This is a genomic window from Mesorhizobium sp. WSM3866, from assembly GCF_002294795.1.
GTDB lineage: Bacteria > Pseudomonadota > Alphaproteobacteria > Rhizobiales > Rhizobiaceae > Mesorhizobium.
This window is the reverse complement of the sequence record NZ_NSGC01000001.1, coordinates 161,991-186,507: the sequence shown is the minus strand read 5'-3', so window position 1 is coordinate 186,507 and position 24,517 is coordinate 161,991. Positions and strand designations below refer to the sequence as shown.

Annotated in this window: 29 protein-coding genes and 1 tRNA gene; 11 read left to right on the top strand and 19 right to left on the bottom strand. The window is 64.9% G+C overall.

Annotation, left to right across the window (positions count from 1 at the left end; genetic code table 11):
- Positions 1-90: 90 nt before the first annotated feature.
- Positions 91-276, top strand: coding sequence for a hypothetical protein (locus CK222_RS00970; protein ID WP_095799098.1), 186 nt, complete (start codon positions 91-93; stop codon positions 274-276).
- Positions 277-338: 62 nt separating this feature from the next.
- Here CK222_RS00970 and CK222_RS00965 read toward each other — a convergent pair whose 3' ends face one another.
- On the bottom strand, positions 339-1,298 hold the full coding sequence (locus CK222_RS00965; protein ID WP_095799097.1) for a sugar-binding transcriptional regulator: 960 nt from the start codon (positions 1,296-1,298) through the stop codon (positions 339-341).
- A 203-nt stretch (positions 1,299-1,501) separates the two neighbouring features.
- Here CK222_RS00965 and CK222_RS00960 point away from each other — a divergent pair, with 203 nt between their 5' ends.
- Positions 1,502-2,134, top strand: a complete 633-nt coding sequence (locus CK222_RS00960; protein WP_095799096.1) for an HAD family phosphatase — start codon at positions 1,502-1,504, stop codon at positions 2,132-2,134.
- Between the two features lie 195 nt (positions 2,135-2,329).
- Here the strand turns inward: CK222_RS00960 and CK222_RS00955 are convergent, their stop codons facing one another.
- The 7 genes from CK222_RS00955 to ureC all read right to left on the bottom strand — a co-directional run bounded on the left by CK222_RS00955 (position 2,330) and on the right by ureC (position 7,868).
- Positions 2,330-3,097 (bottom strand): class II aldolase and adducin N-terminal domain-containing protein, encoded by a 768-nt coding sequence (locus CK222_RS00955; protein ID WP_067324682.1) that lies wholly within the window; start codon positions 3,095-3,097, stop codon positions 2,330-2,332.
- Positions 3,098-3,163: 66 nt separating this feature from the next.
- Positions 3,164-3,796, bottom strand: a complete 633-nt coding sequence (ureG, locus tag CK222_RS00950) for an urease accessory protein UreG (RefSeq protein WP_095799095.1) — start codon at positions 3,794-3,796, stop codon at positions 3,164-3,166.
- Positions 3,793-4,233, bottom strand: coding sequence for a DUF3995 domain-containing protein (locus tag CK222_RS00945; protein ID WP_095799094.1), 441 nt, complete (start codon positions 4,231-4,233; stop codon positions 3,793-3,795). Before CK222_RS00945 ends, ureG begins: the two co-directional genes overlap by 4 nt.
- Entirely contained in the window at positions 4,230-4,901 is a 672-nt protein-coding gene (locus tag CK222_RS00940; RefSeq protein ID WP_095799448.1) for an urease accessory protein UreF, read from the bottom strand. Before CK222_RS00940 ends, CK222_RS00945 begins: the two co-directional genes overlap by 4 nt.
- The gene (ureE, locus tag CK222_RS00935) at positions 4,894-5,451 is read right to left on the bottom strand and encodes an urease accessory protein UreE (protein ID WP_095799093.1); all 558 of its coding nucleotides are present in this window, start codon (positions 5,449-5,451) and stop codon (positions 4,894-4,896) included. Before ureE ends, CK222_RS00940 begins: the two co-directional genes overlap by 8 nt.
- Positions 5,448-6,053, bottom strand: coding sequence for a glutathione S-transferase family protein (locus CK222_RS00930; protein WP_095799092.1), 606 nt, complete (start codon positions 6,051-6,053; stop codon positions 5,448-5,450). Before CK222_RS00930 ends, ureE begins: the two co-directional genes overlap by 4 nt.
- Before the next feature lie 102 nt (positions 6,054-6,155).
- The gene (gene ureC, locus CK222_RS00925; protein ID WP_095799091.1) at positions 6,156-7,868 is read right to left on the bottom strand and encodes an urease subunit alpha; all 1,713 of its coding nucleotides are present in this window, start codon (positions 7,866-7,868) and stop codon (positions 6,156-6,158) included.
- A 167-nt stretch (positions 7,869-8,035) separates the two neighbouring features.
- On the opposite strand from ureC, the gene CK222_RS00920 reads away from it, so the two are divergent.
- A complete protein-coding gene (locus CK222_RS00920; protein ID WP_095799090.1) occupies positions 8,036-8,407 on the top strand; it encodes a hypothetical protein in 372 nt (123 codons plus the stop codon).
- 117 nt (positions 8,408-8,524) lie between these two features.
- Positions 8,525-9,043 (top strand): hypothetical protein, encoded by a 519-nt coding sequence (locus tag CK222_RS00915; RefSeq protein WP_245432941.1) that lies wholly within the window; start codon positions 8,525-8,527, stop codon positions 9,041-9,043.
- 20 nt (positions 9,044-9,063) lie between these two features.
- On the opposite strand, the gene CK222_RS00910 is transcribed toward CK222_RS00915, so the two are convergent.
- Genes CK222_RS00910 through CK222_RS00890 form a run of 5 tightly spaced genes read right to left on the bottom strand, consistent with a single transcriptional unit; the run spans position 9,064 to position 11,444 of the window.
- Entirely contained in the window at positions 9,064-9,369 is a 306-nt protein-coding gene (locus tag CK222_RS00910; protein WP_095799089.1) for an urease subunit beta, read from the bottom strand.
- A 7-nt stretch (positions 9,370-9,376) separates the two neighbouring features.
- Positions 9,377-9,970, bottom strand: coding sequence for a HupE/UreJ family protein (locus tag CK222_RS00905; RefSeq protein WP_095799088.1), 594 nt, complete (start codon positions 9,968-9,970; stop codon positions 9,377-9,379).
- Positions 9,971-9,996: 26 nt separating this feature from the next.
- Complete coding sequence (locus CK222_RS00900; protein WP_067323959.1) at positions 9,997-10,251, bottom strand: DUF1272 domain-containing protein; 255 nt, start codon at positions 10,249-10,251, stop codon at positions 9,997-9,999.
- 10 nt (positions 10,252-10,261) lie between these two features.
- Positions 10,262-10,564 (bottom strand): urease subunit gamma, encoded by a 303-nt coding sequence (locus CK222_RS00895; RefSeq protein WP_095799087.1) that lies wholly within the window; start codon positions 10,562-10,564, stop codon positions 10,262-10,264.
- A gap of 37 nt (positions 10,565-10,601) precedes the next feature.
- Positions 10,602-11,444: an urease accessory protein UreD gene (locus CK222_RS00890; protein ID WP_176477561.1), complete on the bottom strand. Its 843-nt coding sequence runs from the start codon at positions 11,442-11,444 to the stop codon at positions 10,602-10,604.
- A 197-nt stretch (positions 11,445-11,641) separates the two neighbouring features.
- Between CK222_RS00890 and CK222_RS00885 the strand changes: the two genes are divergently transcribed.
- From CK222_RS00885 to CK222_RS00875, 3 genes are all read left to right on the top strand, one after another.
- Complete coding sequence (locus CK222_RS00885; RefSeq protein WP_040975089.1) at positions 11,642-11,896, top strand: acyl carrier protein; 255 nt, start codon at positions 11,642-11,644, stop codon at positions 11,894-11,896.
- A gap of 4 nt (positions 11,897-11,900) precedes the next feature.
- A complete protein-coding gene (locus CK222_RS00880) occupies positions 11,901-13,109 on the top strand; it encodes a beta-ketoacyl-[acyl-carrier-protein] synthase family protein (RefSeq protein ID WP_067323955.1) in 1,209 nt (402 codons plus the stop codon).
- Positions 13,110-13,307: 198 nt separating this feature from the next.
- A complete protein-coding gene (locus CK222_RS00875; protein ID WP_095799085.1) occupies positions 13,308-14,012 on the top strand; it encodes a glutathione S-transferase N-terminal domain-containing protein in 705 nt (234 codons plus the stop codon).
- Positions 14,013-14,018: 6 nt separating this feature from the next.
- Here CK222_RS00875 and CK222_RS00870 read toward each other — a convergent pair whose 3' ends face one another.
- From CK222_RS00870 to CK222_RS00860, 3 genes are all read right to left on the bottom strand, one after another.
- Positions 14,019-14,327, bottom strand: coding sequence for a hypothetical protein (locus CK222_RS00870; RefSeq protein ID WP_067323952.1), 309 nt, complete (start codon positions 14,325-14,327; stop codon positions 14,019-14,021).
- A gap of 144 nt (positions 14,328-14,471) precedes the next feature.
- On the bottom strand, positions 14,472-15,083 hold the full coding sequence (locus CK222_RS00865; RefSeq protein ID WP_095799084.1) for a nucleoside triphosphate hydrolase: 612 nt from the start codon (positions 15,081-15,083) through the stop codon (positions 14,472-14,474).
- A 123-nt stretch (positions 15,084-15,206) separates the two neighbouring features.
- Positions 15,207-16,313: a hypothetical protein gene (locus tag CK222_RS00860; RefSeq protein ID WP_095799083.1), complete on the bottom strand. Its 1,107-nt coding sequence runs from the start codon at positions 16,311-16,313 to the stop codon at positions 15,207-15,209.
- Positions 16,314-16,596: 283 nt separating this feature from the next.
- On the opposite strand from CK222_RS00860, the gene CK222_RS00855 reads away from it, so the two are divergent.
- The 3 genes from CK222_RS00855 to CK222_RS00845 all read left to right on the top strand — a co-directional run bounded on the left by CK222_RS00855 (position 16,597) and on the right by CK222_RS00845 (position 19,295).
- Entirely contained in the window at positions 16,597-17,520 is a 924-nt protein-coding gene (locus tag CK222_RS00855) for a D-alanyl-D-alanine carboxypeptidase family protein (protein ID WP_095799082.1), read from the top strand.
- Between the two features lie 515 nt (positions 17,521-18,035).
- The gene (locus tag CK222_RS00850) at positions 18,036-18,962 is read left to right on the top strand and encodes a DUF1003 domain-containing protein (RefSeq protein ID WP_067323944.1); all 927 of its coding nucleotides are present in this window, start codon (positions 18,036-18,038) and stop codon (positions 18,960-18,962) included.
- A gap of 256 nt (positions 18,963-19,218) precedes the next feature.
- A tRNA-Arg gene (locus CK222_RS00845) sits at positions 19,219-19,295 on the top strand.
- 91 nt (positions 19,296-19,386) lie between these two features.
- Here the strand turns inward: CK222_RS00845 and CK222_RS00840 are convergent.
- The 3 genes from CK222_RS00840 to CK222_RS00825 form a co-directional block, all read right to left on the bottom strand.
- Complete coding sequence (locus tag CK222_RS00840) at positions 19,387-20,187, bottom strand: class I SAM-dependent methyltransferase (RefSeq protein ID WP_095799081.1); 801 nt, start codon at positions 20,185-20,187, stop codon at positions 19,387-19,389.
- 482 nt (positions 20,188-20,669) lie between these two features.
- On the bottom strand, positions 20,670-21,755 hold the full coding sequence (locus CK222_RS00830) for a nitronate monooxygenase (protein ID WP_245432940.1): 1,086 nt from the start codon (positions 21,753-21,755) through the stop codon (positions 20,670-20,672).
- 59 nt (positions 21,756-21,814) lie between these two features.
- Complete coding sequence (locus CK222_RS00825; RefSeq protein WP_176477542.1) at positions 21,815-22,930, bottom strand: LacI family DNA-binding transcriptional regulator; 1,116 nt, start codon at positions 22,928-22,930, stop codon at positions 21,815-21,817.
- Between the two features lie 541 nt (positions 22,931-23,471).
- Between CK222_RS00825 and CK222_RS00820 the strand changes: the two genes are divergently transcribed.
- Positions 23,472-24,434 carry a sugar-binding protein gene (locus tag CK222_RS00820; protein WP_067323936.1) on the top strand — a complete coding sequence of 321 codons (963 nt, stop codon included), beginning with the start codon at positions 23,472-23,474 and terminating at the stop codon, positions 24,432-24,434.
- Positions 24,435-24,517: the final 83 nt, after the last annotated feature.

Sequence of the window (24,517 nt, the reverse complement as noted above, 5' to 3'; positions counted from 1 at the left end):
GATCGACGTTTGATTGGAAGCACGTGCCGATCAGCCCGATATTTGGGGTCGACGACCACTCCAGTTCAAGCATAGCGAAGGCTGACGATCATGACCCCGATGCAGGAAAAACTCGATTCGACCCCGATACATGGATGGATTTCGCTGCTGGCGCGGGAATTGTCGTGGTTCGCCAGCCGCAGGCGCGGCTATGTCGATGTCCGAGAACTGTCGGAGCACCTGCAGCGGGATATGGGCTTCCTCGACGGCAACGATCCGCATGGACGCTACAAATAGCCGGGTTTCTTTTTATCGCCAACGGCTCGTCGCGTCAGATTCGCCCGAGCCCAGCATCACGATCACGCGCCGCCGAGCAGGGCGGTGGCTGTCCGTTCATCGGTGATGAGGCCATTGACCAAACGACGGTTCACGGCGGCGAGAATGCCCGGCAGCTTGCGCTCGCCCATGGCAAGTGCGATGACCAAGGACATCTCGCGTGACGGCAAGGCGGCGGACGAAACGCGGTCGTTGGTGATGCCTTCGATCATGCGGCCTTCGCGGTCGAAAACCCAGCCGACGATCTCGGCGACGCCGCCGGCTTTCTGCAGTGCCTTCAGTTCCCCCTCCGAGATGAAGCCGTCCTCGTAGAGCGGCGCCTTCGGGCCGAGATCGCCGATGCCGACGAATGTGACGTCGGCCTCCGCGGCCAGCGCCAGCGTCGGCTGGATCATCGGCTGGCTGAGCAGCATGTCGCGCTCTTCCGGCGAGGAGGCGATGACCGGCAGCGGCATCGGGAAGGAGCGCGCCTTGACCCGGTCGGCCATGGTGAAGATGACGTTGTAGAAGGCGGCCGAGCCGTCGGGCGAGATGTTGCCGGTCAAGGACACCACCTTGTGCTGCGGGCATTCCATCGGCGGCAACAGCTCGATCGCCGCCTTCAGGGTGCGCCCGGTGCCGATCGCCATGACGATGGGGGCGGCGGAGCGCAGCCGCCGCTCGATCTCGGCAGCCGCCGCCTCGGCGACACCGATCGTCGTCGAGGACGAGGTCGGATCGCTCGGCACCACCTCGACGAGATCGAGGGCGAAACGCGACTTCAGCCGCGCGCCAAGGTCGAGGCAATTGGCGATCGGATGATCGACGCGGACCTTGATCAGCCCTTCCGACATCGCCAGCGAGACGAGCCGCTGCGCCGTCTGCCTGGAAATGCCGAGCTTGGCGGCGATCTGATCCTGGGTGTTGCCGGCAACATAGTAGAGCCAGCCGGCCCGCGCGGCGTCGTCCAACCTGGTGCTGCCGGTTTCCTGTCGCGCGTTCACATTCTGCCTCCCCAAGCCCGACAATAGCGGGCCCTCTAGATTACAGCGAAAGCGGCCCTGCGCAATTGTCAAATTGAAAGAGCAATTGCTTGCGCCGCTGCCGACCAAGGTTGGCCCTGTTCGCACTCGCTTCAGCCATTTGCCGGGAGAGCGGTTTATCTCTGACCGGAAACCCATTAAGGGATCGGCAAAAGGAGCCTTGCATGACGCCGAAAGCGGTTTTCTGGGACATGGACGGCACGCTGGTCGACAGCGAGCCGCTGCACGAGGCAGCACTTGTGGCCGCTTTGCGCAGCGTCGGCATCACGCCGCCGACCGACCTGCACGAACGGGTGCTGGGCGTCGCGGCATGGCCGGTCTACGAAATGCTGCGCGACCAGTTCGGCCTCGACCTGCACTTCGATGACTGGATCGTGCGCAAATACGACCACTATCTGCCGATGGCCGAGACGCTCAAGCCGCGGCCCGGCGCGATCGAGGTGTTCAACGAATTGCGCGCGCTAGGCGTCGAGCAGGCGGTGGTGTCCAATTCGGACCGGCTGATCGTCGACGCCAATCTCGGCGCGGTCGGTCTCGTCTATCCCGGCATGCACACGGTGAGCCGAAACGACGTACGCCAAGGCAAGCCGCATGCGGAACCCTTCCTGCGCGCGGCTTATCTCGCCGGCGTCGATCCGGCCGACGCGGTCGCGGTCGACGACAGCCGCACCGGCGCGATGGCCGGCCTGGCTGCCGGCATGAAGACGATTTTCTGGCCGGAAGCGCCGATGGAAGGGCCGCCCGGCGCAATCGTCATCAACAGCGCCGAGGAACTGCGGGCGCAATTGGGTCTCTGAATAGACTTTCCAGGCCTCGACGCTGCCCCTCATCCGCCTGCCGGCACCTTCTCCCGGTGACTACGGGGAGAAGGGACACGCTCCGACGCTGCGATTTCCCTCTCTCCGTGCTTCACGGGGAGAGTGTGAGGGGCAGCGCCCGGCTTCGAAAATAAGCGAAAGCCAAGCCTCCAGCGTCACCCACAACCGCGGAGCTCAGTTCCTGTAGACCGGCTCTTCCTCGTCGAGGATTGCCTTCAGTTCGGCAAGGTGGCGCTCGGCCTGCCCGGGATAGTCGTCCATCTCGCTCGCCGTCTTTTCCGCGATCTCGTCGGAGAGCGTGCGCAGCGGCCGACCGGTCCACAGCGCCTTGATGTAGGTCTCGGCGGCACGCTCGAAATAGAACATGCGATTGAAGGTGTCGGCGACAGAATCCCCGATGACCATCACGCCGTGATTGCCCATGACCATCACCTTGACCTTGGGATCGACGAGCAGTCTCGAGCAGCGCTCGCCCTCCTCTTCGAAGGCCAGCCCGCCATAATGAGGGTCCACGACATGGCGGTTGAAGAACATGGCCGAGTTCTGGTCGATCGGCGGCAAGGTGGAGTCGGCCAGCGAGGCAAGCACCGTGGCGTGGATCGAATGCACATGCATGGCGCAGCGCGCATGCGGCACGTTGCGGTGGATGGCGCCGTGCAGGCCCCAAGCCGTCGGGTCGGGCGCGTTGGGGCCGGAGAGCGTTTCGGGATCGTTGGCGTCGATCAAAAGCAGATCGCTCGCCTTGATACGCGAGAAATGCACCTGGTTCGGGTTCATCAGGAACTTCGTGCCGTCCTCGTTGACCGACAGCGAGAAATGATTGGCGACCGCCTCATGCATGTTGAGCCGCGCCGTCCAGCGGAAGGCGGCGGCGAGATCGACCCGCTCCTGGTAATAAGGCAGGTTGGTCAGCGTTTCCTTCTGCAGACGGGCAAGGCTCATCGAAAATCCTCCGGTTTGGCCGAGCATGCCGCGCATGGCGGCTGCCAGCAACCGCAAACTGATGGGTCAGACGGCAGGCCGCGCCGTTTGCAGCCCGCCCAACTCGACGATGAACTCGATCACTTCCTGCAAACCCTTGCCGCGCGACAGATCGGTGAAGCCGAAAGGCCGCTTGCCGCGCATGCGGGCGGCGTCCGCCTGCATGACGTCCAGGTTGACGTTCACATAGGGCGCCAGATCGCTCTTGTTGATGACGAGGAAGTCGGAGCGGGTGATGGCCGGGCCGCCCTTGCGCGGTATCTCCTCGCCCTGGCAGACCGAAATGACATAGAGGGTCAGATCGGCAAGGTCCGGCGAGAAGGTGGCGGCGAGATTGTCGCCGCCGGATTCGATGAAGACGATGTCGAGGTCGGGGAATTTGCGGTTCAACTCGGTGATCGCCCGCAGGTTGATCGAGGCGTCCTCGCGGATGGCCGTGTGCGGACAGCCGCCGGTCTCCACGCCGACGATGCGCTCCTCCGGCAGTGCCTGCAGGCGCGCCAGCATCATGGCGTCTTCCTTGGTGTAGATGTCGTTGGTGACGACGGCGATCGAGAACCGGTCGCGCAGCGCCTTGCAGAGCTTTTCGGTGAGCGTCGTCTTGCCGGAACCGACGGGGCCGCCGATGCCGATGCGCAGGGGACCATTGGGTTGGCTCATGCCGGAAACTCCGTGATGGCGAGGATTGCGAAGCCCAGCCCGATCAACAGGCAGAGCGGCGAGTAGATGCGCTGGTCGAGCCGGGCGAAGGGCTGCTCCGGCGTCAGCCCGCGCCACCAGGGCGTGAAGCCGGCGATGCCTCGCCCGAAGAAAACGATGCCGAAAAGCAGCGCCGTAGCGGCAAGGCCCTGCCTGGGAAAGGGCGAGGCGAAGACGCCTTCAAGGGCCAGTGGCCATAGGGTGGCGAGCGCCAGGCACGCGGCGACGGCAAAGCTCGCGACGGGCGAGGGCATGTCATCGACGCCGCGAAAGCCGACGACCGCGCGGGCGCAGGATTTCGCGTCCTTTCCCGGCCAGATGCCGCCTATGCCCCAATAGACATGCAGCGTGGTGATCAGCAGCAGGATGAGGGAGAGGAGAAAGGCAAGAATGATCATGAGCGGAACAGACGCGAATATTGGGTTTCGTGCTTCATCGCCGCAATGTCGGATATCAAGGCCGAGCCGCCGAGATCATCGAGCGTGGAGTTCGCGGCGCGAGCAGCTGTCGCGAGCGCCAACGGTTCGAAGCCGGCTAACAACGCTGTGGCATCGACCTGTCCTACAACGCCGAGCCGGATAGCGGCCTGCACGAGGTTGGAGAAGAAGGCCTGCAGGAAGGCCGACAGCGCTTCCGCCAGGCCGATGCCATGGCTGCCAGCGATCGCGCCGACGGCGACGCAATAGGGGCAATCCGCAGGCAGGCGCTCGAGTGCGGGACAGGGCCAGGCAGAGGCGGCTTTTTGGAAGGCGGCGCCCTGGAGCATGGTTTCCATGTGACGCTGCTGCGATCCGGCAAGCGCCTCAGCAAGCGCGGCGACTTCCGCGATATCGCCGCCGTCACGCGCGCGCCGCCAGCTTTCGGCAAAGAGCACCGCATCGTTCCAGCCCGAGCCCATCTCGACCAGCGTCTCCAGCCACTCGGCGAGATCCCCGCGATCGGCGACAAGTCCGTCATGCACGGCCCTTTCGAGGCCATGACTGTAGGAAAAGCCGCCGACCGGAAAGGACGGCGACAGCCAGGCCATCAGCCGCAGCAGTGCGGTACGGGACGGTTGGTCAGCCATGGTGATCGTGGTCGTGGTCATGATGGCCATGCGCGTGATCATGATCGTGATGGTCGTGGCCGTGATGATTTTGGTCGTGGCCATGTCCGGAATAGGCGCCGCGCACGGGACTGAACGGTTCCAGCACCTCGCCGACCGTGGCGCCGAGCCCTTCCAGCATCGCCTTGATGACATGGTCGCGCAGGATGAGGATACGGTCCGCCTCGATTGCCGCCGCGAGGTGGCGGTTGCCGATATGCCAGGCAAGCTCGGTGAGATGCACGGTGTCGCGGGCGCGGATGTCGTAGACCTCTTCGGGCGCGGCGACGATCTCGAGCTGGCGGCCGTCCTCCAGCACCAGCCGGTCGCCATTGCGGAGCACCACCGGCTCGGGCAGATCGACCAACACCCTGTCGCCGCCGGCGGTTTCGATGGCGCGGCGGCGCAAATGCCGCTCGTCATGCGTCAAGATGGCCTTGTCGAAAGGCGTCGCCGCTCCGCCCTCGCCGGCCGGGAGCACCGAGACGGCGCGCGGAAATTTGGTGAAATCGGTGTTGATGTTGAGCTTCATTTCATGGCTCCGCCATTGGCTTGCGCCCGCGCCCGGGCGGGTCGCGACAGCACGCGATCGAAATAGGCGTTGACGCGATCTGAGTCGACCGGGAACCGGCCGGCGCGCGCCCAAGCACCCATATCGCCGAGCAGAACGTCGACGGCGGAAAAGCGGTCGCCGAGCGTAAAAGGCTTGTCGCCGAGCCGGCGGTGCAGCGCCTTGACTTCCGAAGCGAAATCATGAGCGGCGGCAGGGCCGACATCGACGCGCAGCTCCTTGGGCAGGATGAAGCGGTGGCGCAGCTTGTTCCACAGCGGCGCTTCGAACTCGCTCTGCGCGAAATGCATCCAGGAATCCATCTCGGCGCGGCCGGCGAGCCCGGGATCGGCGCCCATTCCCTTATCGGCATGCTTGTCCGCTAAATAGACGCAGATCGCCGCCGAATCAGTGATCGTCAGCTCGCCGTCGATCAGGATCGGCACCTTGCCGGAAGGGTTCAGCGCATAGGTCTCGGGCGAGCGCAGCTTCACCTCTACGAACTCATAGGATTGCCCGAGCTCCTCGAGCATCCAGAGCACGCGGCTGACCCGGGAACCTCGTGATCCGACGGCCTTGTACATGGTTCGAATCCTGCCTTTTCCCGGAGCCTAGACCATCCAAGCCATCAGCCCAATGACGATCAGGCGATGAGGTCGAAGAGCCGCAGGAATGAAATCCGGTAGCTAAAACAGAAAATACCGCTGCGCCATCGGCAGCACCGTCGCCGGCTCGCAAGTCAAGAGCTCGCCGTCGGCGCGCACCTCATAGGTTTCAGGGTCGACCTCGACATGCGGCGTGGCGTCGTTGAGCACCATCGAATGCTTGCCGATGCCGCCGCGCGTGTTCTCGACCGCGACCATCGCCTTCTCTACGCCAAGCCTGCCCTGCAAGCCGGCATCAAAAGCCGCCTTGGAGACGAAGGTGACCGAGGAGTTGGTCAGCGCCTTGCCGTAGGCGCCGAACATCGGCCGGTAGTGCATCGGCTGCGGCGTCGGGATCGATGCGTTGGGATCGCCCATCGGGGCGGCGGCGATTGTGCCGCCTACCAGCACCATCTCCGGCTTCACGCCGAAGAAGGCCGGGTTCCACAGCACGAGATCAGCGCGTTTCCCGGCCGTCACGGAGCCGATCTCCTTCGACAGGCCATGCGCGATCGCCGGGTTGATGGTGTATTTCGCGATATAGCGGCGAACCCGGAAATTGTCGTTGTCGCCCGTCTCCTCAGCCAGCGCGCCGCGCTGGCGCTTCATCTTGTCGGCGGTCTGCCAGCAGCGGATGCCCACTTCGCCGACGCGGCCCATGGCCTGGCTGTCGGAGGAGATGATCGAGAAGGCGCCGATGTCGTGCAGGATGTCCTCGGCCGCGATCGTCTCCTTGCGGATGCGGCTTTCGGCAAAGGCGATGTCCTCGGGAATCGACGGCGACAAATGATGGCAAACCATCAGCATGTCGAGATGCTCGGCCAGGGTGTTGACCGTGTAAGGCCGCGTCGGGTTGGTCGATGACGGGATGACGTTGGGCAGGCCGCAGACCTTGATGATATCGGGCGCATGGCCGCCGCCGGCGCCCTCGGTATGAAAGGCGTGAATGGTGCGGCCCTTGATCGCTGCAACCGTGTTCTCGACAAACCCGGACTCATTCAGCGTGTCGGTGTGGATCATCACCTGCACGTCATAGTCGTCGGCGACCGAAAGGCAGCAGTCGATCGCGGCCGGCGTCGTGCCCCAATCCTCATGCAGCTTCAGCGAGCAGGCGCCGGCGAGCACCATTTCCTCCAGCGCTGCCGGCTTTGAGGCACTGCCCTTGCCGGACAGCCCGATATTCATCGGGAAAGCGTCGAAAGACTGGATCATGCGCGCCATGTGCCAGGGGCCGGGCGTGCAGGTGGTGGCCAAGGTGCCATGCGCCGGACCGGTGCCGCCGCCGAGCATCGTGGTGATGCCGCTCATCAGCGCTTCCTCGATCTGCTGCGGGCAGATGAAGTGGATATGCGCGTCGAAGCCGCCGGCCGTCAGGATCTTGCCTTCGCCGGCGATGATCTCAGTGCCGGGACCGATGATGATGGTGACGCCATCCTGGGTGTCCGGATTGCCTGCCTTGCCGATCGCGGCGATGCGACCGTCCTTCAGGCCGATATCGGCCTTGACGATCCCCGCGAGCGCGTCGACGACCAGCGCGTTGGTGATGACGGTGTCGACGGCGCCGCCCGCCCTAGATACCTGGCTCTGGCCCATGCCGTCGCGGATGACCTTGCCGCCGCCGAATTTCACTTCCTCGCCATGGACGGTAAAATCCTTCTCGACCTCGATAAAGAGCTGGGTGTCGGCAAGCCGCACCTTGTCGCCGACCGTGGGGCCGTACATCTGCGCATAGGCGGCACGGGAAATTCTTGCCATTAGCGATTGCTCCCAAAAGCGAGTTTGTATGGGCGCGGAGCGCACATTGTCGCCATCCAATGGTCACGCAATGACCCGCTCGACGACACCTTCCAATCCCATTTGGCGGTTGAGGTGACCGAGTCAGCCCAAAACGACCGTTTTCCAAACCGAGGGAAGGAATATCCATGCGAAAGACGATACTTTTCGCGGCCGCCGCCAGCTTGATGATGGCGGGTGCGGCCGGCGCGCAGCAGCAGCCCGCGCCGCAGCCGAGCCCGGCGCCTGCGGCACCTGCTGCCGCCGCGCCCAAGGCGCCAACGATCGAGAGCGTCAGCATCGTCGATATTACGGAACTGCCAAAGGACACGCAGACGCAGGTCAATCAGATCGTGGCGCAACGCGGCGACGCCGGCCTGCAGACCTTGCGCAAATCGATCGACGCGACACCCAAGGTGAAGTCCGCGCTCGAAGCCAAGGGGATGAGCTCGGCGCAGGTGATCGCCGCCAGCCTGCAACCCAATGGCGCGCTGACGCTGATCACCAAGAAGGCGAGCTGACGACCAATGCTGGCGGGCCGGTTGCAGGCCCGTCAGCATCATCGCAAACGGAACCTCCCGCCGACAGGACTCGTTTCGCCTTTTTCGCCCCGCCACAAGTTCAACCAGGAGCGAGCGATGGCGAGCGCCCCGTGCCCCGGAACAGGATTTCCAGCCCTTGTCTTTCCAGCCCTTGTGGTAGCCATGCTTCTCGTGGTCGCCGCCCCAGCGTTCCCCGCGCAGCCGGCGGACGGCAAGCCGCCACTGGACAGCACCAAGCCGGGCGCGACGATCGTCGATTCCGATGTGCGGCAGGAGGAGGCGCTGTCGAAGACGGAGGCCGGCAAGGTCATCACCGCCATCGACCGCACGGGCGACAATATCGGCACCGTGCGCAAGACGACCAAGCTGGATACCGTCGATATCGTTTTCCTGACGGATGCCGCGCGCAGCGAAGGCGGGCCGCCGCCTGCGATCGAGAACAAGGTAAAGCAGCATCAGGAAGACGTCGCGGAGCTGCGGCAGGAGATCGAAGCGAACGCCCTGCTCTTCAACGCCATCGATTCGCGGCGCGTGCAGGCCGAGGACGTGCTTGCCGTCGAGTTCGACAATCCCGGGAAGGTCGTCATCTACGCGGCCGCCAAGCCGCCGAAGTGATTTGAGCGCGCCGCCACGCCTCACAGCTTGCCCATCACCTTCTGTTGAAATCCATAGACCTCGCGCTTGCCGCCGAGCGGCACCAGCGTGACGTCACGTTCCTGGCCCGGCTCGAAGCGCATGGCCGTGCCGGCGGCGATGTCGAGCCGCATGCCGCGGGCGCGTTCGCGGTCGAATTTCAGGCCCTCATTGGTCTCGAAGAAATGATAGTGGCTGCCGACCTGGATCGGACGGTCGCCGCTGTTGGCGACCTTGAGCGTCACGGTCGGCAGGCCCTTGTTCAGCTCGATGTCGCCCTTTGCCGTGATGACTTCGCCGGGGATCATCGCAGCCTCACAGCACGCCGAAGGCAAGGCCCGCGCCGACCGTCGCGCAGGCGGCGCCGGCAAGACGCGCCAGGGCGCGGAAGCGGAGCCCAAGTCCGAGCACGGCCGCGATGCCGATGCCATGAAGAAGCGCCGTCGCCACGGCGAAACCCGCCATATATTCGAGGCCGCCGGCATTCTCCGGCACTTCAGTGCCATGCGCATGGCCGTGGAATAGGGCGAACAGGCCGATGATGGCCACACCCGCCGAGACCGGCAGGTCGACCGCCAGCGCCACCAGCAACCCGAGGGCCACGACCGAAGCGAGGATACCAGGCTCGACGAAAGGCACCGGCACCTGCAGCATGCCGAGTGCTGCGCCCGCCACCATCACGCCGACGAAAGCGAGCGGCCATGCCCACACCGCCTTGCCGCCTTTCATCGCCGCCCACAGGCCGACCGCGATCATGACGGTCATATGGTCGAGGCCCGACAGCGGGTGCATGAAGCCCGCCGTGAAGGACGAGGTCGTGCCGACGCCGACATGGGCGTAAGCCGGCATCGCCGCCGCCAGGAAAAGAATCGTGGCAAGCGCGGTGCGTTTCGTCGAAGCGGAAATCATGGGCGGGTCCTCTTCAAATTGCCGACTCAGGCGGCCTTGCGGGGGCCGCAGCCCCCGGCCTTGAGCACGCGCTTGGTCGAGGCCGGGTATTTTTTCAACTTTGCCGCCGGCCGAATCGGCCGCGGCGCGAAATTGCCGCCGCAGTTCGGGCAGACACCGCCGAGAACATTTTGCGCACAATCGGCGCAGAAGGTGCATTCGAAGGTGCAGATCAGCGCATCCGCCGCCTCCGGCGGCAGATCCTTGTCGCAGCATTCGCAATTGGGTCTGAGTTCCAGCATTGGATCCTCCTCACCGGATCGGTTCGTGCACGGTCACCAGCTTGGTGCCGTCGGGAAATGTCGCCTCGACCTGGACGTCGTGGATCATCTCGGCAATGCCGTCCATGACCTGGGCGCGCGTGACGACATGGGCGCCGGCCTCCATCAGCTCGGCCACCGTGCGGCCGTCGCGGGCGCCCTCGACGACGAAATCGGTGATCAGCGCGATCGCCTCGGGGTGGTTGAGCTTGACGCCGCGTTCCAGTCGTCTGCGCGCCACGATCGCCGCCATGGCGATCAGCAGCTTATCCTTTTCACGCGGCGTCAGGTTCATGCGTCTTCTCGGTACTCAAGATCAAAGTATTCGAAGGTCAAAGTGACCATAATTTGGGCAGGCCAGCCCGTCCGTTGAGCAGCTCGACGAGCGGAATCAGCCGCTTGCGGAGCTGGTAGCCGTCGCCGGCGGTGAGCCTCGCAAGAAGCTTGCCAGATTGCCCGACGCTCCAGAAACTGGCGCCACCCTGATCACCGATGATCGCGCGGGCAGGTTCCAGCAGGGTTTCCGCACGCGGGGAGACGAGAAGCATCGTTGCACTTGCAAGCGCGCCGCCAGCCACGGCCTGGCGCTGGAGGCCGGCCGCGATATCCGGGCCGATACGAAAGTCCTCGGCGTGGATGAGCCTGCCACCCTGGCGAACCCGCCAGCGGTCATGGAAATTGCCCAGGACCGTCCGTTCGCCCATCGCAAGCCGGCCGAACAGCGTCGCCTCCAGGAGCAGCGCCTCGGCCCCGACCGCCAGCTCGACATGCAGCGCGCGGGCAAAGACCGCGCGGTTGAAAACGATGGTTTCCTGCGGCAGCCAGGCAATGCTGCCGCCGGCGCCAACCGTGAGGCTGACCTTCGTCTCGGCCCGGTCGGATGCGGCGCGATAGATCTTCTCGCAGGCCTGGGTGGTGATCGATGCCGAGGCGCCCTCGCCGACCTCGATCTCCCAGCCAAGCCGGTCGCCGCCGGTCAGCCCACCGGCCGTGTTGATCAGCACGGCCTCGAGCGGGTCGCCTTGCACCGCCGGCATGCGAATCTTCGCCGATCCGTCCTGATAGAGACGTTGAAGGCGGGTCCTGCCGCCGCTCTTGCCGCAGAAAAGCCTGCCTCGCCCGGCAACACGTTGCGCGGCAGGCAGCGAAATCAGGATATCGTCGATCGTGTCCACGGCGCCAACGTTAAGCACTCCACCGGCTTTGTCGATATATAGCTTGTTGCTTGACATCGTTTCGGTTTCTATAGAGGGAGCCACCTTGGAGCGGTCACACGGATTCCTGGCGAGGTAAGGGGCGACGACGTTTGTGAATCCGGGGACACAGGGGCGCTGATCAGTTGGCGTCGGAAAACGACAGGGGAAGGAACCGAATGGCTGACCAGCTGACGACCGAAATCATCGAAAAGATCAAAGCGCATGCCGAACCTGGCGGCGAAGAAATCACGCCGAGCACGGATCTCAACACGCTGGGGATCCATTCGCTGGAATTGACCGAGATCATCTTCGATCTCGAGGAGAAGTACGGCATCGAGATCGAGATGAACACGGTCGACGCCTGGAGCAACCTCAAGAACGTCGGCGACATGGTCGAGGCGGTTCGCGAACTGATCGCGAAAAAAGCCTGACTGCATGCTCAAGCGCGTCGTCATCACCGGCATTGGCGGAATATGCGGGCTCGGCACCGATGTGCCGGCGATCTGGGACGCCATGCGCGCCGGCCGCTCGGCAATCGGCCCGATCGACAATCCTTCGCTGCATGACCTGAAGGTCAAGGTCGGCTCCGAAATCAAGGCGTTGCCCGATCACGGCATCGACCGCAAGCAGGTGGTGTCGATGGACCGCTTCAGCCTGCTGGCGGTGATCGCGGCGCGCGAAGCGATGCGGCAGTCCGGACTGGTCGCGCATACCGACAACACCTATCGGATGGGTGCCGTTGTCGGCGTTGGCGTCGCCGGCTTCGAAACGATCGAGGAGAATTACCGCGCGATCCTGATCGAGGGGCGCAACCGCGCCGCTATCTTCACCGTGCCGAAGGTTATGCCAGGCGCGGCCGCCGGCCAGGTCAGCATGAGTCTCGGCCTGCGCGGACCCGTGTTCGGCGTCACTTCGGCCTGCGCGTCGGCCAATCATGCCATCGCCTCGGCCGTCGACCAGATCCGGCTCGGCCGCGCCGACGTCATGGTCGCCGGCGGCACCGAGGCGCCGCTGGTCTGGGGCGTGCTCAAGGGCTGGGAGGCGCTGCGCGTGCTCTCGCCCGACACCTGCCGGCCGTTCTCTGCCGACCGCCAGGGCCTGTCGCTCGGCGAAGGCGCCGGCATGGCGGTGCTGGAAAGCTACGACCACGCAATGGCGCGCGGCGCCACTATCCTTGCCGAGATCGCCGGCGCGGGCCTCTCGGCCGATGCTTCCGACATCGTCGCGCCGACCGTCGAGGGACCGGAAGCGGCGATGCGCTTCTGCCTGGTGGATGCAGGGCTCAATCCCGAGGACGTCGACTATCTCAACGCGCATGGCACCGGCACCAAGGCCAACGACCAGATCGAGACCGCGGCGATCAAACGCGTCTTCGGCGAGCATGTGAGCGCACTCTCGGTCTCCTCGACCAAGTCGATGCATGCGCATTGCCTTGGCGCCTCGGGCGGGCTGGAGATGATCGCCTGTGTCATGGCGATCCGCGACGCCATCGTGCCGCCGACTGCCAATTTCCGCGAGCCAGACCCTGAATGCGATCTCGACGTGACGCCGAATGTGGCGCGCGAGCGCAAGGTGCGCGCAGCGCTGAGCAACAGTTTTGCCTTCGGCGGCACGAATGCCGTGCTGGCCTTCAAGGCGATCTGAGACGGGCGATCTGAGACGGGCGACCCGGCACGGGCTTTCGCCGGCGCCGGACGCGTTCTCATCCTTGCGGGTGCTTTGGTTGACTGACCGTGCACGGCAGGTCGATTGGCGGCCATATTGATCCCAGAGGGCCGGGGTCCTAAGTCTTGCCCACCCGCCACGCGCGCCGCCACGCGCCCATCCGCATCCGGAGCCCCGATGACCGACCTGTCCGCCTTTCCGATCGCCAAGCGCTGGCCGGCCAAGCATCCCGATCGCCTGCAGCTCTATGCATGGCCGACGCCCAACGGCGTGAAGATTTCGATCGCGCTGGAGGAGATCGGCCTGCCTTATGAGCCGCATCCGGTCGACATCGGCAAGAACGAGAGCTGGACGCCGGAATTCCTGTCGCTCAACCCGAACGGCAAGATACCGGCGATCATCGATCCGAACGGGCCCGGCGGCAAGCCGATCGGGCTGTTCGAATCCGGCGCCATCCTGCTCTACCTCAGCGACAAGACCGGCAAGCTGATCCCGGCCGATTCCATCCGGCGCTACGAGACGATCCAGTGGGTGTTCTTCCAGATGGCCGCGATCGGCCCGATCTTCGGACAGGTCGGCTTCTTCAACAAGTTCGCCGGGCGTGAGATCGCCGACAAGCGCCCGCTGGAGCGGTATCGCGACGAGTCGCGGCGCCTCATCGGCGTCCTGGAAACGCGGCTCAAGGGCCGGCAATGGATCATGGATGACGAGTTCACCATCGCCGACGTCGCAACGCTCGGCTGGGTGCGCAATCTAATCGGCTTCTACGAAGCGCGCGATCTGGTCGGGTTCGACGATTTCCCCGGTGTCGCGGCATGGCTGGAGCGCGGCCTCGCACGGCCCGCCGTGCAGAGGGGCCTGACCATCCCGGCCAGGGGCTGAGTCGCTCTATTTGGGCTTGGCTTTGGCGCCGCCCCGGCCGAGCACCGATGCCGCAAGCCGCGCGGTGGCCACCACCGCGCCGGTCGCGACGCTTGCCACAGTGCGGATCGGCCCCGACCTTGCCGCCGGCTTATGAGGCTTCGCGGCCTTCGCGGGAGCCTTGTGCGCCGTGCCGGGCACGACCTTCTTGGGCGCCGCCTTGCCGAAGCTTGGCTTGGCGTCCTTGGAGCGCTCGGCGGTCGCCGGAGCGGCACCAGCTCTGGATTGATTGGCTCTGCTTCTTGCAGGCGCGGGTTTTCTGGTCTTGGTTGCCATAAGACGGTTTCCTGTTATTCGCGCAATTCCGGAAACCGTTACACACTTTCCTGGAATCGCGTCAGTGCCGGACAATTAGGGTCATGGAGATAACGACCTGTAAATCTTAAGGTTCCCGCCCGAAAATGGTGAAAATTGAGCAGGTTAACCAATCACCAGGTCGGCCTCCCTGCGGCGCGCCAGCACGCGCTCGATATTGGGCATGTCGTTGGAGGCGATCCAGGCGCGGGCGTCCTCGTCGGACTTGCCATGGCCGCGCCAGCGCTCCATCAGCCGGCGCTCGAGCTCGTCGCGCGGGACATCGACGAAAATGGTGAAATCGAACAGCTCTGCCAGCCGCGACCACGGCTCCTCGTCGAGCAGCAGATAGTTGCCCTCGACCAGGATGAACTTGGTGTCGGCGGATATGATCTCGGCGGCGGCGCGCGAGAGTTCGATGGTGCGGTCGAAGACCGGAATGGCAATGTCCGGCTCGCCGGAGCGGATCCGCTTCAAAAGCGTCTCGAAGCCGGCAAAATCGAAGGTTTCCGGCGCTCCTTTTCGCGCGCGCAGGCCGCGCCGGTTGAGCACGATGTCGTCATAGTGGAAGCCGTCCATCGGCACGACTTCGGACGTGCCCTCCGGCAGCAATTCATGCAGCCTGCCCGATATGGTCGACTTGCCGGCTCCCGGCGGGCCGGCAATGGCAACGACGAAACGCTTGGCCTTGCCGGCGCGCTTGAAGATGGCGGCAGTGATATGGGCTAAGTCAGACATCAGCGCCTCTTTGCTAGCGACTCCGGCCGCATCTTGGCGGCACCGGGGAGAAATTTCAAACGGTTATAAGGCTCTGCCGCGCGCCCTTGAGATCGGTCGGCATCCTCTGGCGGAGCAAGGGTTTCAGGCGGTTACGGAACGGCTGATGCGCAGGAAGTCGCCGTCGAACGGTATCTCCTTCGCTGAGCCATTCTGGGCAAGGATGCGCAGTCGATCGGTCGCTTGTTCCAGGCCGCTTGGCGGTTCGACGTCGGCTGCCGGAACCGCGCCGATGACGTGGCGGAAGGAGACGCTGCGCCCTTCGGCAAGCGCGAAGGCCGTCGCCACGCCTTCATGCTTCAGCCAGTTGTCGCCGAGCGAGGCGGCGTGGCCGACCGCGGCGCGGCCGTCCTCGATGCCAAGCACGCCGACATGGCGGCCGCTCCAGGGCGCATAGTCGCGCCCGCCATTGCTGAACCACAGCATGGTGACCGGCAGCTCGGCCGGGTTCTTCAGCACCAGCACCAGATCCTGCTCGGCGCGGCGGGCGAGCGCCGTCCAGCCCGGCCCGCCATGATCGGCCTCGACCAGGGTGATGAAATCCTCGCGCCGGTCTTCCATGCGGTAGTCGGCGAGATCGGCGGTGCCGCCGGCCGCGAGCGGGAAACGGGTTAGGTCGGTGGCGCGGGCGGGATAGGCCAGACGAAACCGGCCGCGCGCCGGATCGGGCTCCAGAGGGGTCTCAGGCGTGACCGCCAGACGTTTCGGCGAGAAGGCGAGCCGGCCGCCGTCCTGCATCGCCGTCATCGGATGGTGGGCGACGGAAATGGCGCCGGAACCGCCCGAAAAGATGTGTTCCTGGTAGAGGAAGGGATGGTTGTCGCGGAGCGTGAAGACCTTGTCGACGGAAGCACCCATCACCTTGCGGCGCAAGCGGAAGACGGCGCGCCAGCCGCCGGCGATGGCACTGCTTTCGACGACATCCCACTCGCTGTTGGCCGTCCAACCGTGGAGGGGAGCAGCTTCGACATCGCTGGTGGAGAACGGCGCGCAGAGGAAGTCGCCGGACAGGCGCACCGTGCCTTCGGGGAGGTTTTGCGGCAACGTCGCGCGCGGCGAGCCGACCCAGGGCGCGCGGTGCAGCGGCTGCAGGCGGCGGCCATCGGCCTCGATTTCCAGGGCGGCGATATGGCCGACGGCGAGATCGAGGGAGACCGAGATGCCTTTTGCGTTGATGCTGAGGGTGTCCATTGCCAAACCTCGAATCTTCGGTGACAACAAAGCCTGACCGGCGGCAGCGGCGCAAGCAGGGCGATAGGCATTTTGCATCAGGCGAATGCCACCAATTGTCGAACTCGGCGCTGCCGACCTTGAAGGCAATTCAACCTCCTGCAAACCGCCAAAAGCTGGGCAAATGCCTCATTCCCGCCGTTAACCAGTTGGACGGAGCGGATGCGGTACGCTAGCTTCGCCGCATCTCAGCAACCGTTTTTGAACAATCTTGTCCACTCCGCTTTCGCTCCTCCAGAAATTGATGACCGCGCTGGTGCTGCTGCTCCTCATTGCCGGCTGCACCACCGCCGCGCCGCCGGAAACCGTGCTGGCCGTGCCGGCGCAGCCGCAGAAATATGCCGCGATCGTGGTCGACGCTTCGACCGGCAAGACGCTGTTCGAGGTCAATTCGACGGCGCAGCGCTATCCGGCGTCGCTGACCAAGATGATGACGCTCTACATGCTGTTCGAGGCGCTGGAGAGCGGCCGGGTGAGCAAGGAAACGCAGATCCCGGTATCCAACCACGCCGCCGCGCAGCCGCCGACGAAGCTGCGCTTCAGGCGCGGCGAGACGATCGACGTCGATTCCGCCATCCGCGCCATGGTGGTGAAGTCGGCGAACGACGTGGCGGTGGCGGTGGGCGAATATCTCGGCGGCGGCAGCGAGGAGCAGTTCGCCGCCATGATGACCACCAAGGCGCGCCAGCTCGGCATGACCAGCACCAATTTCCGCAACGCCTGCGGCCTGCCCGACGACGGCCAGGTGACGACGGCGCGCGACATGGCGGTGCTGGGCATCGCGCTCCAGCGCCGCTTCCCGCAGCATTTCCACTATTTCTCCGAAAGCGATTTCATGTTCCGCGGCCGGCTGGTGCGCGGCCATAACGACATGCTGGGACGGGTGCGCGGCGTCGACGGCATCAAGACCGGCTATATCCGCGCTTCCGGCTACAACATCGTCACCTCCTACAATGCCGACGGCAGGCATCTGATCGTGGTGGTGATGGGCGCCCAAAGCGCGCGCCATCGCAACGACCATGTCGAGGCGCTGATCCAGCGCAGCTTGTCGCCGATGAGCGCCGATGCGCAGACGCGGCTGATGTATGCCGGCCAGCAGCCGGCCGGTTCGGCACTTCCGGGTTTGCCCGCGCCAAGTTCGTCGCTGCCCGGTTTGCCGGCGCAGTAGCGAAGCCCGAGTGGCGGCGGCCTGTTCAAGCGACCGCCTTGGCCCTGATGCGGTTTGGCGGGGCGGCCGCCCACAGGGCCAGGATAGGCCAGCCGGCGGTGACCATTGGCGCCAGTGAGGCAGGATTAATGCTTTCGACGGTGGCGCTGCCCCTCACCTGCCTGCCGGCATCCTCTCCCCGTAAGTGACGGGGAGAGAGGCGCTCTCATCGCCGGTTTCGCCAATCTCCAGCGTTGCAGGAAAGCGCTGAGCTTGCGGCCAGCCTCTTCTCCCCGTCGCATACGGGAGAAGGTGCCGGCAGGCGGATGAGGGGCGGCGCTGCCCCGAGAGATTTGCTGTTGCTCAGCAAGCCCTTTCAACCAAATCTCCCTGAATTGGATCTATGTCCTGTGCGCGCCGAAAGCGCATCCATCCATCACAACAACTTGTTCGGTCACACCAGCTTCACAGTCGCGATGGATATGCCGCGCCGGCTCGGCGTATCGTATCGAAGCCCGAGAAGAGGAGCACTGAGCATGGCCGGCGACCCAAAGGCATCCGCGCAGACAATAGCCGACAACGAAAACGACTCGGGCGGCGAATACCTCGAGGCGGCCACCGTGCCGGAAGATCAGCATGAGGCGGCGGACGAGATCCTCGAAGCGCCGGAGGTGCCGGATTCGGAGCCGCACCTGCCCGGCACGGCGCGTGCAAAGCCCAAGAAAAAACCGTCGGCGATCAGCGGCCGGAAGTTCCGCAAGCGCGACCTGGTGCGCGTCGACGACCTCAGGCCGAGCCTCGCCGACCGCATCCGCTCCGACCATCCCGACCTGCCGCGCGGCGCCCGCATCAGCCGCGAGGAACTCGCCCGCTACCGCATGCGCTACATGGAGGAATTGCTGCAGCAGGAGCATGGCGAATTCTCCGAGCTCGACCGCCAGGTGGTGGAATCGATTGCCAGACAGGACACGATCTCGGAGAACTCGGAAGAAGAGTTCGAGGAGCGCCGCTCCTTCGCCGACCGCGTCTCGGACGACATGGCGGCCTTCGGCGGCAGCTGGTGGTTCCTGATCTCGTTCGCGGCGGTGCTTCTGATCTGGATCGGCCTCAACCTCTTCGAGGGCGCGGCCGCCGCCTTTGATCCCTACCCATTCATCCTGCTCAACCTCTTGCTCTCCTGCATCGCCGCCATCCAGGCGCCGATCATCATGATGAGCCAGAAGCGACAGGAAGCGAAGGACCGGCTGCGCTCCTTCAACGACTACCGGGTGAACCTCAAGGCCGAGCTCGAAGTGCGGCACCTGCACGAAAAGCTCGACTACCTGATCTCGCGCCAATGGCAGCGCCTGGCCGAGATGCAGCAGATGCAGCTTGATGCCATGCACGAGTTGACCGCGAAGAAGCAGAAGCGGGCGACGCGCGGGGTGCAGCGGAGGGTGGCGAAGAGCGAGGTGGAGGGGTGAGGGCTGGCGAGAGCTTGCGCCTGAACAACGCTCGGAAGTCGCGATGCATTGCCGAAGTGGGGCCGCCGGCCTCCGAGCCTACATCAGTTGGGACCGCTCGCTCTCGACTCCGGCACCTCCACCGGACGAATGCGAGCCTGCCCGCTACGGCGAATATTCCGCCAAGCCAATTGCCCGTTGAAGCCCGGAGCGGCTTCCGCTAAGAAGCCGTGGCTGGCCGGCTCACCGGCTGGTTCGTTTTCCGGTTTCCCGGGAAGCACCCGTAGCTCAGCTGGATAGAGCGCTGCCCTCCGAAGGCAGAGGTCACAGGTTCGAATCCTGTCGGGTGCGCCATCTATTGGCACCGCTGGCTGCTGGCACTGGCCGGCTAGGCGACCGCAGTTCGCGCGACGCCGTCCGCGCGCAGCTCAGATGGCGCTGAAGGTCAGGGCACGATGCCGCGGCAGGCCCAGGCGACGTTGGCGAAAGACCTCGGCCCATCGGCACGACCGGCCTCATAGGCCTCGCGGACTGCGGCCTCCGTGCGGGTCCGCTCGGCTGCGTCGAGCGTGGTCATATATTTGCCGAGCGGGCCTTCGCCGGCGGCAATCGGCGCCCAGTAGTCGTCGAAATTCTGGTAATCCATGCGGATCATCAGCTCGGTTTCGGTGACGTCGGTCAGGCCCTGTTCGACAAAGGTCCGCTTCATTTCGCCGGGCTGCATCATCGGCTGAAAGCAGTAGCGATTGCGCATCTGGCGGCCGCTTTCGCTGAGCGCGGCAACGGTGTCAATCATCATGCGCATGGCCGGCATGCCGCCAAGATGGTCCCACACAACGGCGGCGACCACGCCGCCCGGCCGCGTTACGCGGCGCATCTCGGCCACCGCCTTGCCGGTCTCCGGCACGAAGTGAAGCACCAGCAGCGCAAGGGCGCGATCAAACGCATTGTCCTCGAAAGGCAGCGCCGTGGCGTCCGCCTGCTCAATGGTGATGCGCGGATCGGTGTTCCTCTCCTTCGCCGCCGCGACGAAGACGGCTGAGAAGTCGATGGCCTGGATTTCGGCGAGATCGCGCGACTTCGCCAGTTCGAAGGTCAGGCTGCCGGTACCGCAGCCGACGTCGAGGATCTTCTCGCCGCCGGCCAGGCCGACGAAGTCGATGAACTTGGGCGCGAGCCTGCGGCTCCAGCGGCCCATGAGCTGCTCATAGCCGGATGCGGCGTGAACGGTGAAGCTTGATGTCATCCCGTCCTCCCTTGCTGGTTTCAGCCTAGACCCACGCGGGAACCATGCCAAGCAACGAAACCAGCCGATCGTCCCGAGATCGCACAGGTTGGGCGTTGGCAGGAGCATACGACGCCGAGGCCGAGCGCCAGGTCGGTCTATCGCAACCAGAAATCGCCGCCGAGCGAGCCCGGATCGCCGAGATGAACGCGCTGGTGAGGGCCTTCCTGTTCCGCCGCCGAATCCAGTCATGGCCCGGCTTTTCGCCGCCGCAAGCGAGGATGCCGCCGTGTTCCGCGGCGTGATCGGATCGCCATGTGCGTTTCGCAGCCGCAGATTACCCAGACCGCATATCGCGGCAAAACTGGCCGAGTTGGGCGGCCGCCCCATGCCGCCCATGCCAGCATCATCGATCGCGCCCGGATGGCATGCCTGCCTGCCGGCCGATCTTTTCGCAGTCCGGATTGCAACCTGTCCGCGGCGTCTACGAGCGGAGACTTCGCTCACGCAGGCGTCGTTTTGCCGGTCGAGAGCGCTTCGAACACCTCACCGGTTTCGGCCACGAGCGTCTGCATCAATTCGCCGGCAGGAAGCTCCCGGTTCAAGGCGGCCGCCTGCCCATAGAGATGAAAGGCGAAATCTCCTTTTGCACCGGCCTCGCCGAGCGGAGCGCTGAGCGCAACCATTTGCGGAAAGTCGGGGAGGCGCGCCCGGTTCACCTCCATCTCCAAGGCGAAGCGGGTGCGTCTCGCCCGCGCCGCGCGGCCGGTGAACGCATCGGTGACCATCGTGTCCATGTCCGTGGCGGCGCGGATCAGGGCTCGGCGCGGTCCGTCCGTGCCGGCCTCGTCGCAAGACAGGAAGCCGGTGCCGATCTGCACGCCGCTGGCACCAAGCGCGAAGGCGGCCGCTATGCCGCGGCCGTCGGCGATGCCTCCGGCGGCAATGACCGGCAGCCTGACGGCATCCACGACCTGGGGAACCAGCGCCATTGTGCCAACGCCGTCACCGGGACGGTTGGGAGCGTGCGATCCCCGGTGGCCGCCTGCCTCCCAGCCCTGAGCTATGACCGCGTCGGCTCCGCTGTCGGCGAGTTGGCGCGCTTCGGCGACATTCGTCGCGGTGCTGATAACCACGATCCCGGACTGCTTCAACCTGGCGACCGCGGCCGCGTCCGGAATGCCGAAATGGAAGCTGACGACCGGTGGCCGGATCTCGAGCAGCAGTTCAAGCTTTTCATCGTCGAAACCCGGGCCGATCGGCGGAAACCTCCGCGAGGGTTCGTCGAGCGACAGCTCCTTGTAGTAGGGCCGCAACCTGTCGATGACCTGGGTCAGTACGGCGTCGCTGGTGTCTGGTCTGGGAAAAACAAAGAAATTGAAGTTGAAGGGACGCTCGGTCGAGGCGCGCAGCTGGCGCGCAGCGGTGCGCAAGCCGTCCGGCAGCATCGATGCGCAGCCGAGCGATCCCAGCCCGCCGGCATTGCTCACCGCGGCGGCGAGTTCCGGAGTCGCCGAGCCGGCCATCGGAGCCTGGATGATCGGATGTTCGATCTTTAGGAGATCGCATAAACGACGGTTCGGCCACACGAGCGTTTTTCCTGTGTCGGGACACGCGCAGTCCATCATAGGCCTGGATCAAGACGGGGTCACCGGAATTGTGCGAGGCACGCTCCCACGCTCTCCCGCTCCACCAAGGGGCATTCAAGCTTGGTGATGGGATAGCGGCCGCGGCCGGGCGTCGGCGGTGCCTCCAATTGCTCGATCGCCCATTGGCCCATCGCCAGATGCGGCAGGATCGATGTGGTCAGCGGCGGGAAGAGGTGGCGGGCGATCTCCTCGTCGTCATAGCCGATCACGGAAATGTCGCCGGGGATATGCAGGCCCGCCTCCTTCAGCGCTTCGTAACAGCCGATCGCCGTGCGGTCGTTCTGGCAGAAGATGGCGGTCGGGCGGTCCTTCAGCGCAAGCAGCTTCACCGTCGCGGCATAACCGGCGCTGGCCGACCAGTCGCCCTCCACCACCAGGTCCGGATCGAAGGGGATGTCGGCGGTGGCCAAAGCGCGGCGATAGCCCTTCAGCCGATCCTGCGCCGCCTGCATCCACGGTTCGCCGGTGATGGTGGCGATGCGGCGGTGGCCGCGGCTGATCAGATGCCGCGTGGAGCTCTGGCCGCCGGCGATCTCGGAAGGCACCACGGCCGGGAAGGCATAGTCGGCGGTGTAGCAGTTGAGCAGGATGACCGGAATGTCGAGGCTGTAGAGGAACTCGGGCGCGGTGATCTCGCGGGTGAAGATGGTCATGTAGATCAGCGCCGAGAGGCCGCGCCGGGTGAGTGCCTGGATGGCACGCGGCTCCATGACGGTGTCACCCATGGTCTGCGCCACCAGGAGCACGTTGCCGGCATTCCACGAGGCCTGGCGCGCGCCCTCGATGGCCACCACCGCCTCGGGGCTGGTGGCGAGCTGGTCGACGGCAAAGCCGATGACGCCGTCCAGCCCTTCGAAGGGCGTGACGGGCGGACGCAACGCTGAAAAGACCGGCGGCGAATAGCCCAGGGCTCTGGCTGCCTCGATCACGCGGTCGCGCGTCTGCTGCGACAGTCTGATGCCCGGCGAATCGTTGAGCACGAAAGATACCGTCGCCTGCGAGCAGCCGGCGGCCCTCGCTATATCGGTCATGGTGACACGGCCCTTGGGCTTGGCCGATGGCTTGCGGCGTCTGGACGTTTGCCGTGGATCGCGCAGTTGCGTCGGTTCGCTCATGGTCGTTCCCAAACCTGCCGGGCTGTTCCGCAAAGCCCGCCACCGAGCGGGTATGCTTATAACTATTATCACTAAAAAGGGCGTTGGCACCAGCCACGGCACGCGGCGACAAAATGGCCAAAAGGTCAGCAAAGCTGTCAGTTTTCCCGAGTTTTGCCGACCCGACCAGCGCAAATCCTGCTTCCGCCGGCGCCCACCGCGGCACCCGGTTCGCCGTGGCTGGGGCGCCGGTCCGATCCCGCGACTAATACTATTTACTAATATCGGTAAGCGATCTACTGTCAACGCGTCGCCGGGCGAGCCGCGGCGACGGCATCTGGGAGGAGCGCAGGTTCGCTGCCCGGCAATTTGCCGGAAGAGGGCTGCCCTCATCCTCACGAAAATGTCAGACAAATCGGACTATTTACGAACGTCAAATCTGTGTCTAGTGTTTCGGTCGCGGCTGGATCGGCCCCGGACTTAGGTGCCAGACCCTTGAGGAGGAGGGCGTCCAGGCCGCAGCCGAGACAGCAGCGATGAGTTTCAAAAGGGAGGTTGAAGCATGAAATCCATGATACGCAACGCGTCCGTCGCCGCGGCGGCCTTGGCTATTGGCCTGACGGCCAGCGCAGCCGTGCGCGCCGACGACAAGCCGACGCTGGCCTTCGTCGTCAACGGCGCGTCAGACTTCTGGAAGGCGGCGGAAGCCGGCGTGAAGAAGGCGCAGGGCGAACTGCCCGACTACAATCTCGAGCTGAAATATCCCGAGCAGTCGTCGGTCGCCATCCAGCAGCGGCTGATGGACGACCTGGTGACGGCCGGCGTGAAGGGCATCATGGTGTCGGCAGTCGACCCCAAGACCTCGACCGACGGGCTGAACAAGATCGCGTCCCAGACCGCTCTGTTCACCACCGATAGCGACGCCCCGCAGACCAAGCGCGTCGCTTATATCGGCTCGTCCAACGTCGATGCCGGCAAGCAGGCGGCCGAGATCGCCAAGAAGGCGATGCCGAACGGCGGCAAGTGCCTGGGCTTCGTCGGCCTGCTCGGCGCCGACAATGCCAAGGAGCGCATCGAGGGCATGAAGGAGGGGCTTGCCGGCAGCAAGATCGAGCTGGTGGACGTGCGGGGCGACGACATCGACCAGGCACGGGCCAAGAAGAATGTCGAGGACGCGCTGGTCGCCAGCCCCGACATCACCTGCATGGTCGGCTTCTACTCATACAATACGCCGCGCATCTATGAGGCGCTTCGCGACGCCGGCAAGCTCGGCCAGATCACCGTCGTCGGCTTCGACGACGATCCGATCACGCTGGGCGGCGTCAAGGAAGGCACGGTGGCCGCGACCGTGGTGCAGCAGCCCTTCGAATGGGCCTATCAGGGCATGAAGCTGATGGCCGCCTACCTCAAGGGCGACAAGTCGGGCATTCCGGCCAACGGCTTGATCATCGTGCCGACCAAGATCATCGGCAAGGACGATGTCGACGCCTATGCCGCAAACCTGAAGGCGATGGCCGGCAAGTAATCGATGCACAGTTGCGCCGGCTCAAGCTTCGCCTTGAGCCGGCGTCCGTATTGACGGGCCGCATGCGGCCCGTCAGTCTGCAG

Coding starts and splice junctions, on each gene's coding strand:
- CK222_RS00820 (WP_067323936.1), top strand. CDS start 23,472: ATGAAATCCATGATACGCAACGCGTCCGTCGCCGCGGCGGCCTTGGCT.
- CK222_RS00920 (WP_095799090.1), top strand. CDS start 8,036: ATGCGAAAGACGATACTTTTCGCGGCCGCCGCCAGCTTGATGATGGCG.
- ureG (WP_095799095.1), bottom strand. CDS start 3,796: ATGAGCCAACCCAATGGTCCCCTGCGCATCGGCATCGGCGGCCCCGTC.
- CK222_RS00930 (WP_095799092.1), bottom strand. CDS start 6,053: ATGTACAAGGCCGTCGGATCACGAGGTTCCCGGGTCAGCCGCGTGCTC.
- CK222_RS00955 (WP_067324682.1), bottom strand. CDS start 3,097: ATGAGCCTTGCCCGTCTGCAGAAGGAAACGCTGACCAACCTGCCTTAT.
- CK222_RS00945 (WP_095799094.1), bottom strand. CDS start 4,233: ATGATCATTCTTGCCTTTCTCCTCTCCCTCATCCTGCTGCTGATCACC.
- CK222_RS00865 (WP_095799084.1), bottom strand. CDS start 15,083: ATGTCTGACTTAGCCCATATCACTGCCGCCATCTTCAAGCGCGCCGGC.
- CK222_RS00960 (WP_095799096.1), top strand. CDS start 1,502: ATGACGCCGAAAGCGGTTTTCTGGGACATGGACGGCACGCTGGTCGAC.
- CK222_RS00860 (WP_095799083.1), bottom strand. CDS start 16,313: ATGGACACCCTCAGCATCAACGCAAAAGGCATCTCGGTCTCCCTCGAT.
- CK222_RS00895 (WP_095799087.1), bottom strand. CDS start 10,564: ATGAACCTGACGCCGCGTGAAAAGGATAAGCTGCTGATCGCCATGGCG.
- CK222_RS00940 (WP_095799448.1), bottom strand. CDS start 4,901: ATGGCTGACCAACCGTCCCGTACCGCACTGCTGCGGCTGATGGCCTGG.
- CK222_RS00910 (WP_095799089.1), bottom strand. CDS start 9,369: ATGATCCCCGGCGAAGTCATCACGGCAAAGGGCGACATCGAGCTGAAC.
- CK222_RS00915 (WP_245432941.1), top strand. CDS start 8,525: ATGGCGAGCGCCCCGTGCCCCGGAACAGGATTTCCAGCCCTTGTCTTT.
- CK222_RS00970 (WP_095799098.1), top strand. CDS start 91: ATGACCCCGATGCAGGAAAAACTCGATTCGACCCCGATACATGGATGG.
- CK222_RS00905 (WP_095799088.1), bottom strand. CDS start 9,970: ATGATTTCCGCTTCGACGAAACGCACCGCGCTTGCCACGATTCTTTTC.
- CK222_RS00880 (WP_067323955.1), top strand. CDS start 11,901: ATGCTCAAGCGCGTCGTCATCACCGGCATTGGCGGAATATGCGGGCTC.
- CK222_RS00875 (WP_095799085.1), top strand. CDS start 13,308: ATGACCGACCTGTCCGCCTTTCCGATCGCCAAGCGCTGGCCGGCCAAG.
- CK222_RS00855 (WP_095799082.1), top strand. CDS start 16,597: ATGACCGCGCTGGTGCTGCTGCTCCTCATTGCCGGCTGCACCACCGCC.
- CK222_RS00900 (WP_067323959.1), bottom strand. CDS start 10,251: ATGCTGGAACTCAGACCCAATTGCGAATGCTGCGACAAGGATCTGCCG.
- CK222_RS00840 (WP_095799081.1), bottom strand. CDS start 20,187: ATGACATCAAGCTTCACCGTTCACGCCGCATCCGGCTATGAGCAGCTC.
- CK222_RS00885 (WP_040975089.1), top strand. CDS start 11,642: ATGGCTGACCAGCTGACGACCGAAATCATCGAAAAGATCAAAGCGCAT.
- CK222_RS00825 (WP_176477542.1), bottom strand. CDS start 22,930: ATGAGCGAACCGACGCAACTGCGCGATCCACGGCAAACGTCCAGACGC.
- CK222_RS00870 (WP_067323952.1), bottom strand. CDS start 14,327: ATGGCAACCAAGACCAGAAAACCCGCGCCTGCAAGAAGCAGAGCCAAT.
- CK222_RS00850 (WP_067323944.1), top strand. CDS start 18,036: ATGGCCGGCGACCCAAAGGCATCCGCGCAGACAATAGCCGACAACGAA.
- ureC (WP_095799091.1), bottom strand. CDS start 7,868: ATGGCAAGAATTTCCCGTGCCGCCTATGCGCAGATGTACGGCCCCACG.
- ureE (WP_095799093.1), bottom strand. CDS start 5,451: ATGAAGCTCAACATCAACACCGATTTCACCAAATTTCCGCGCGCCGTC.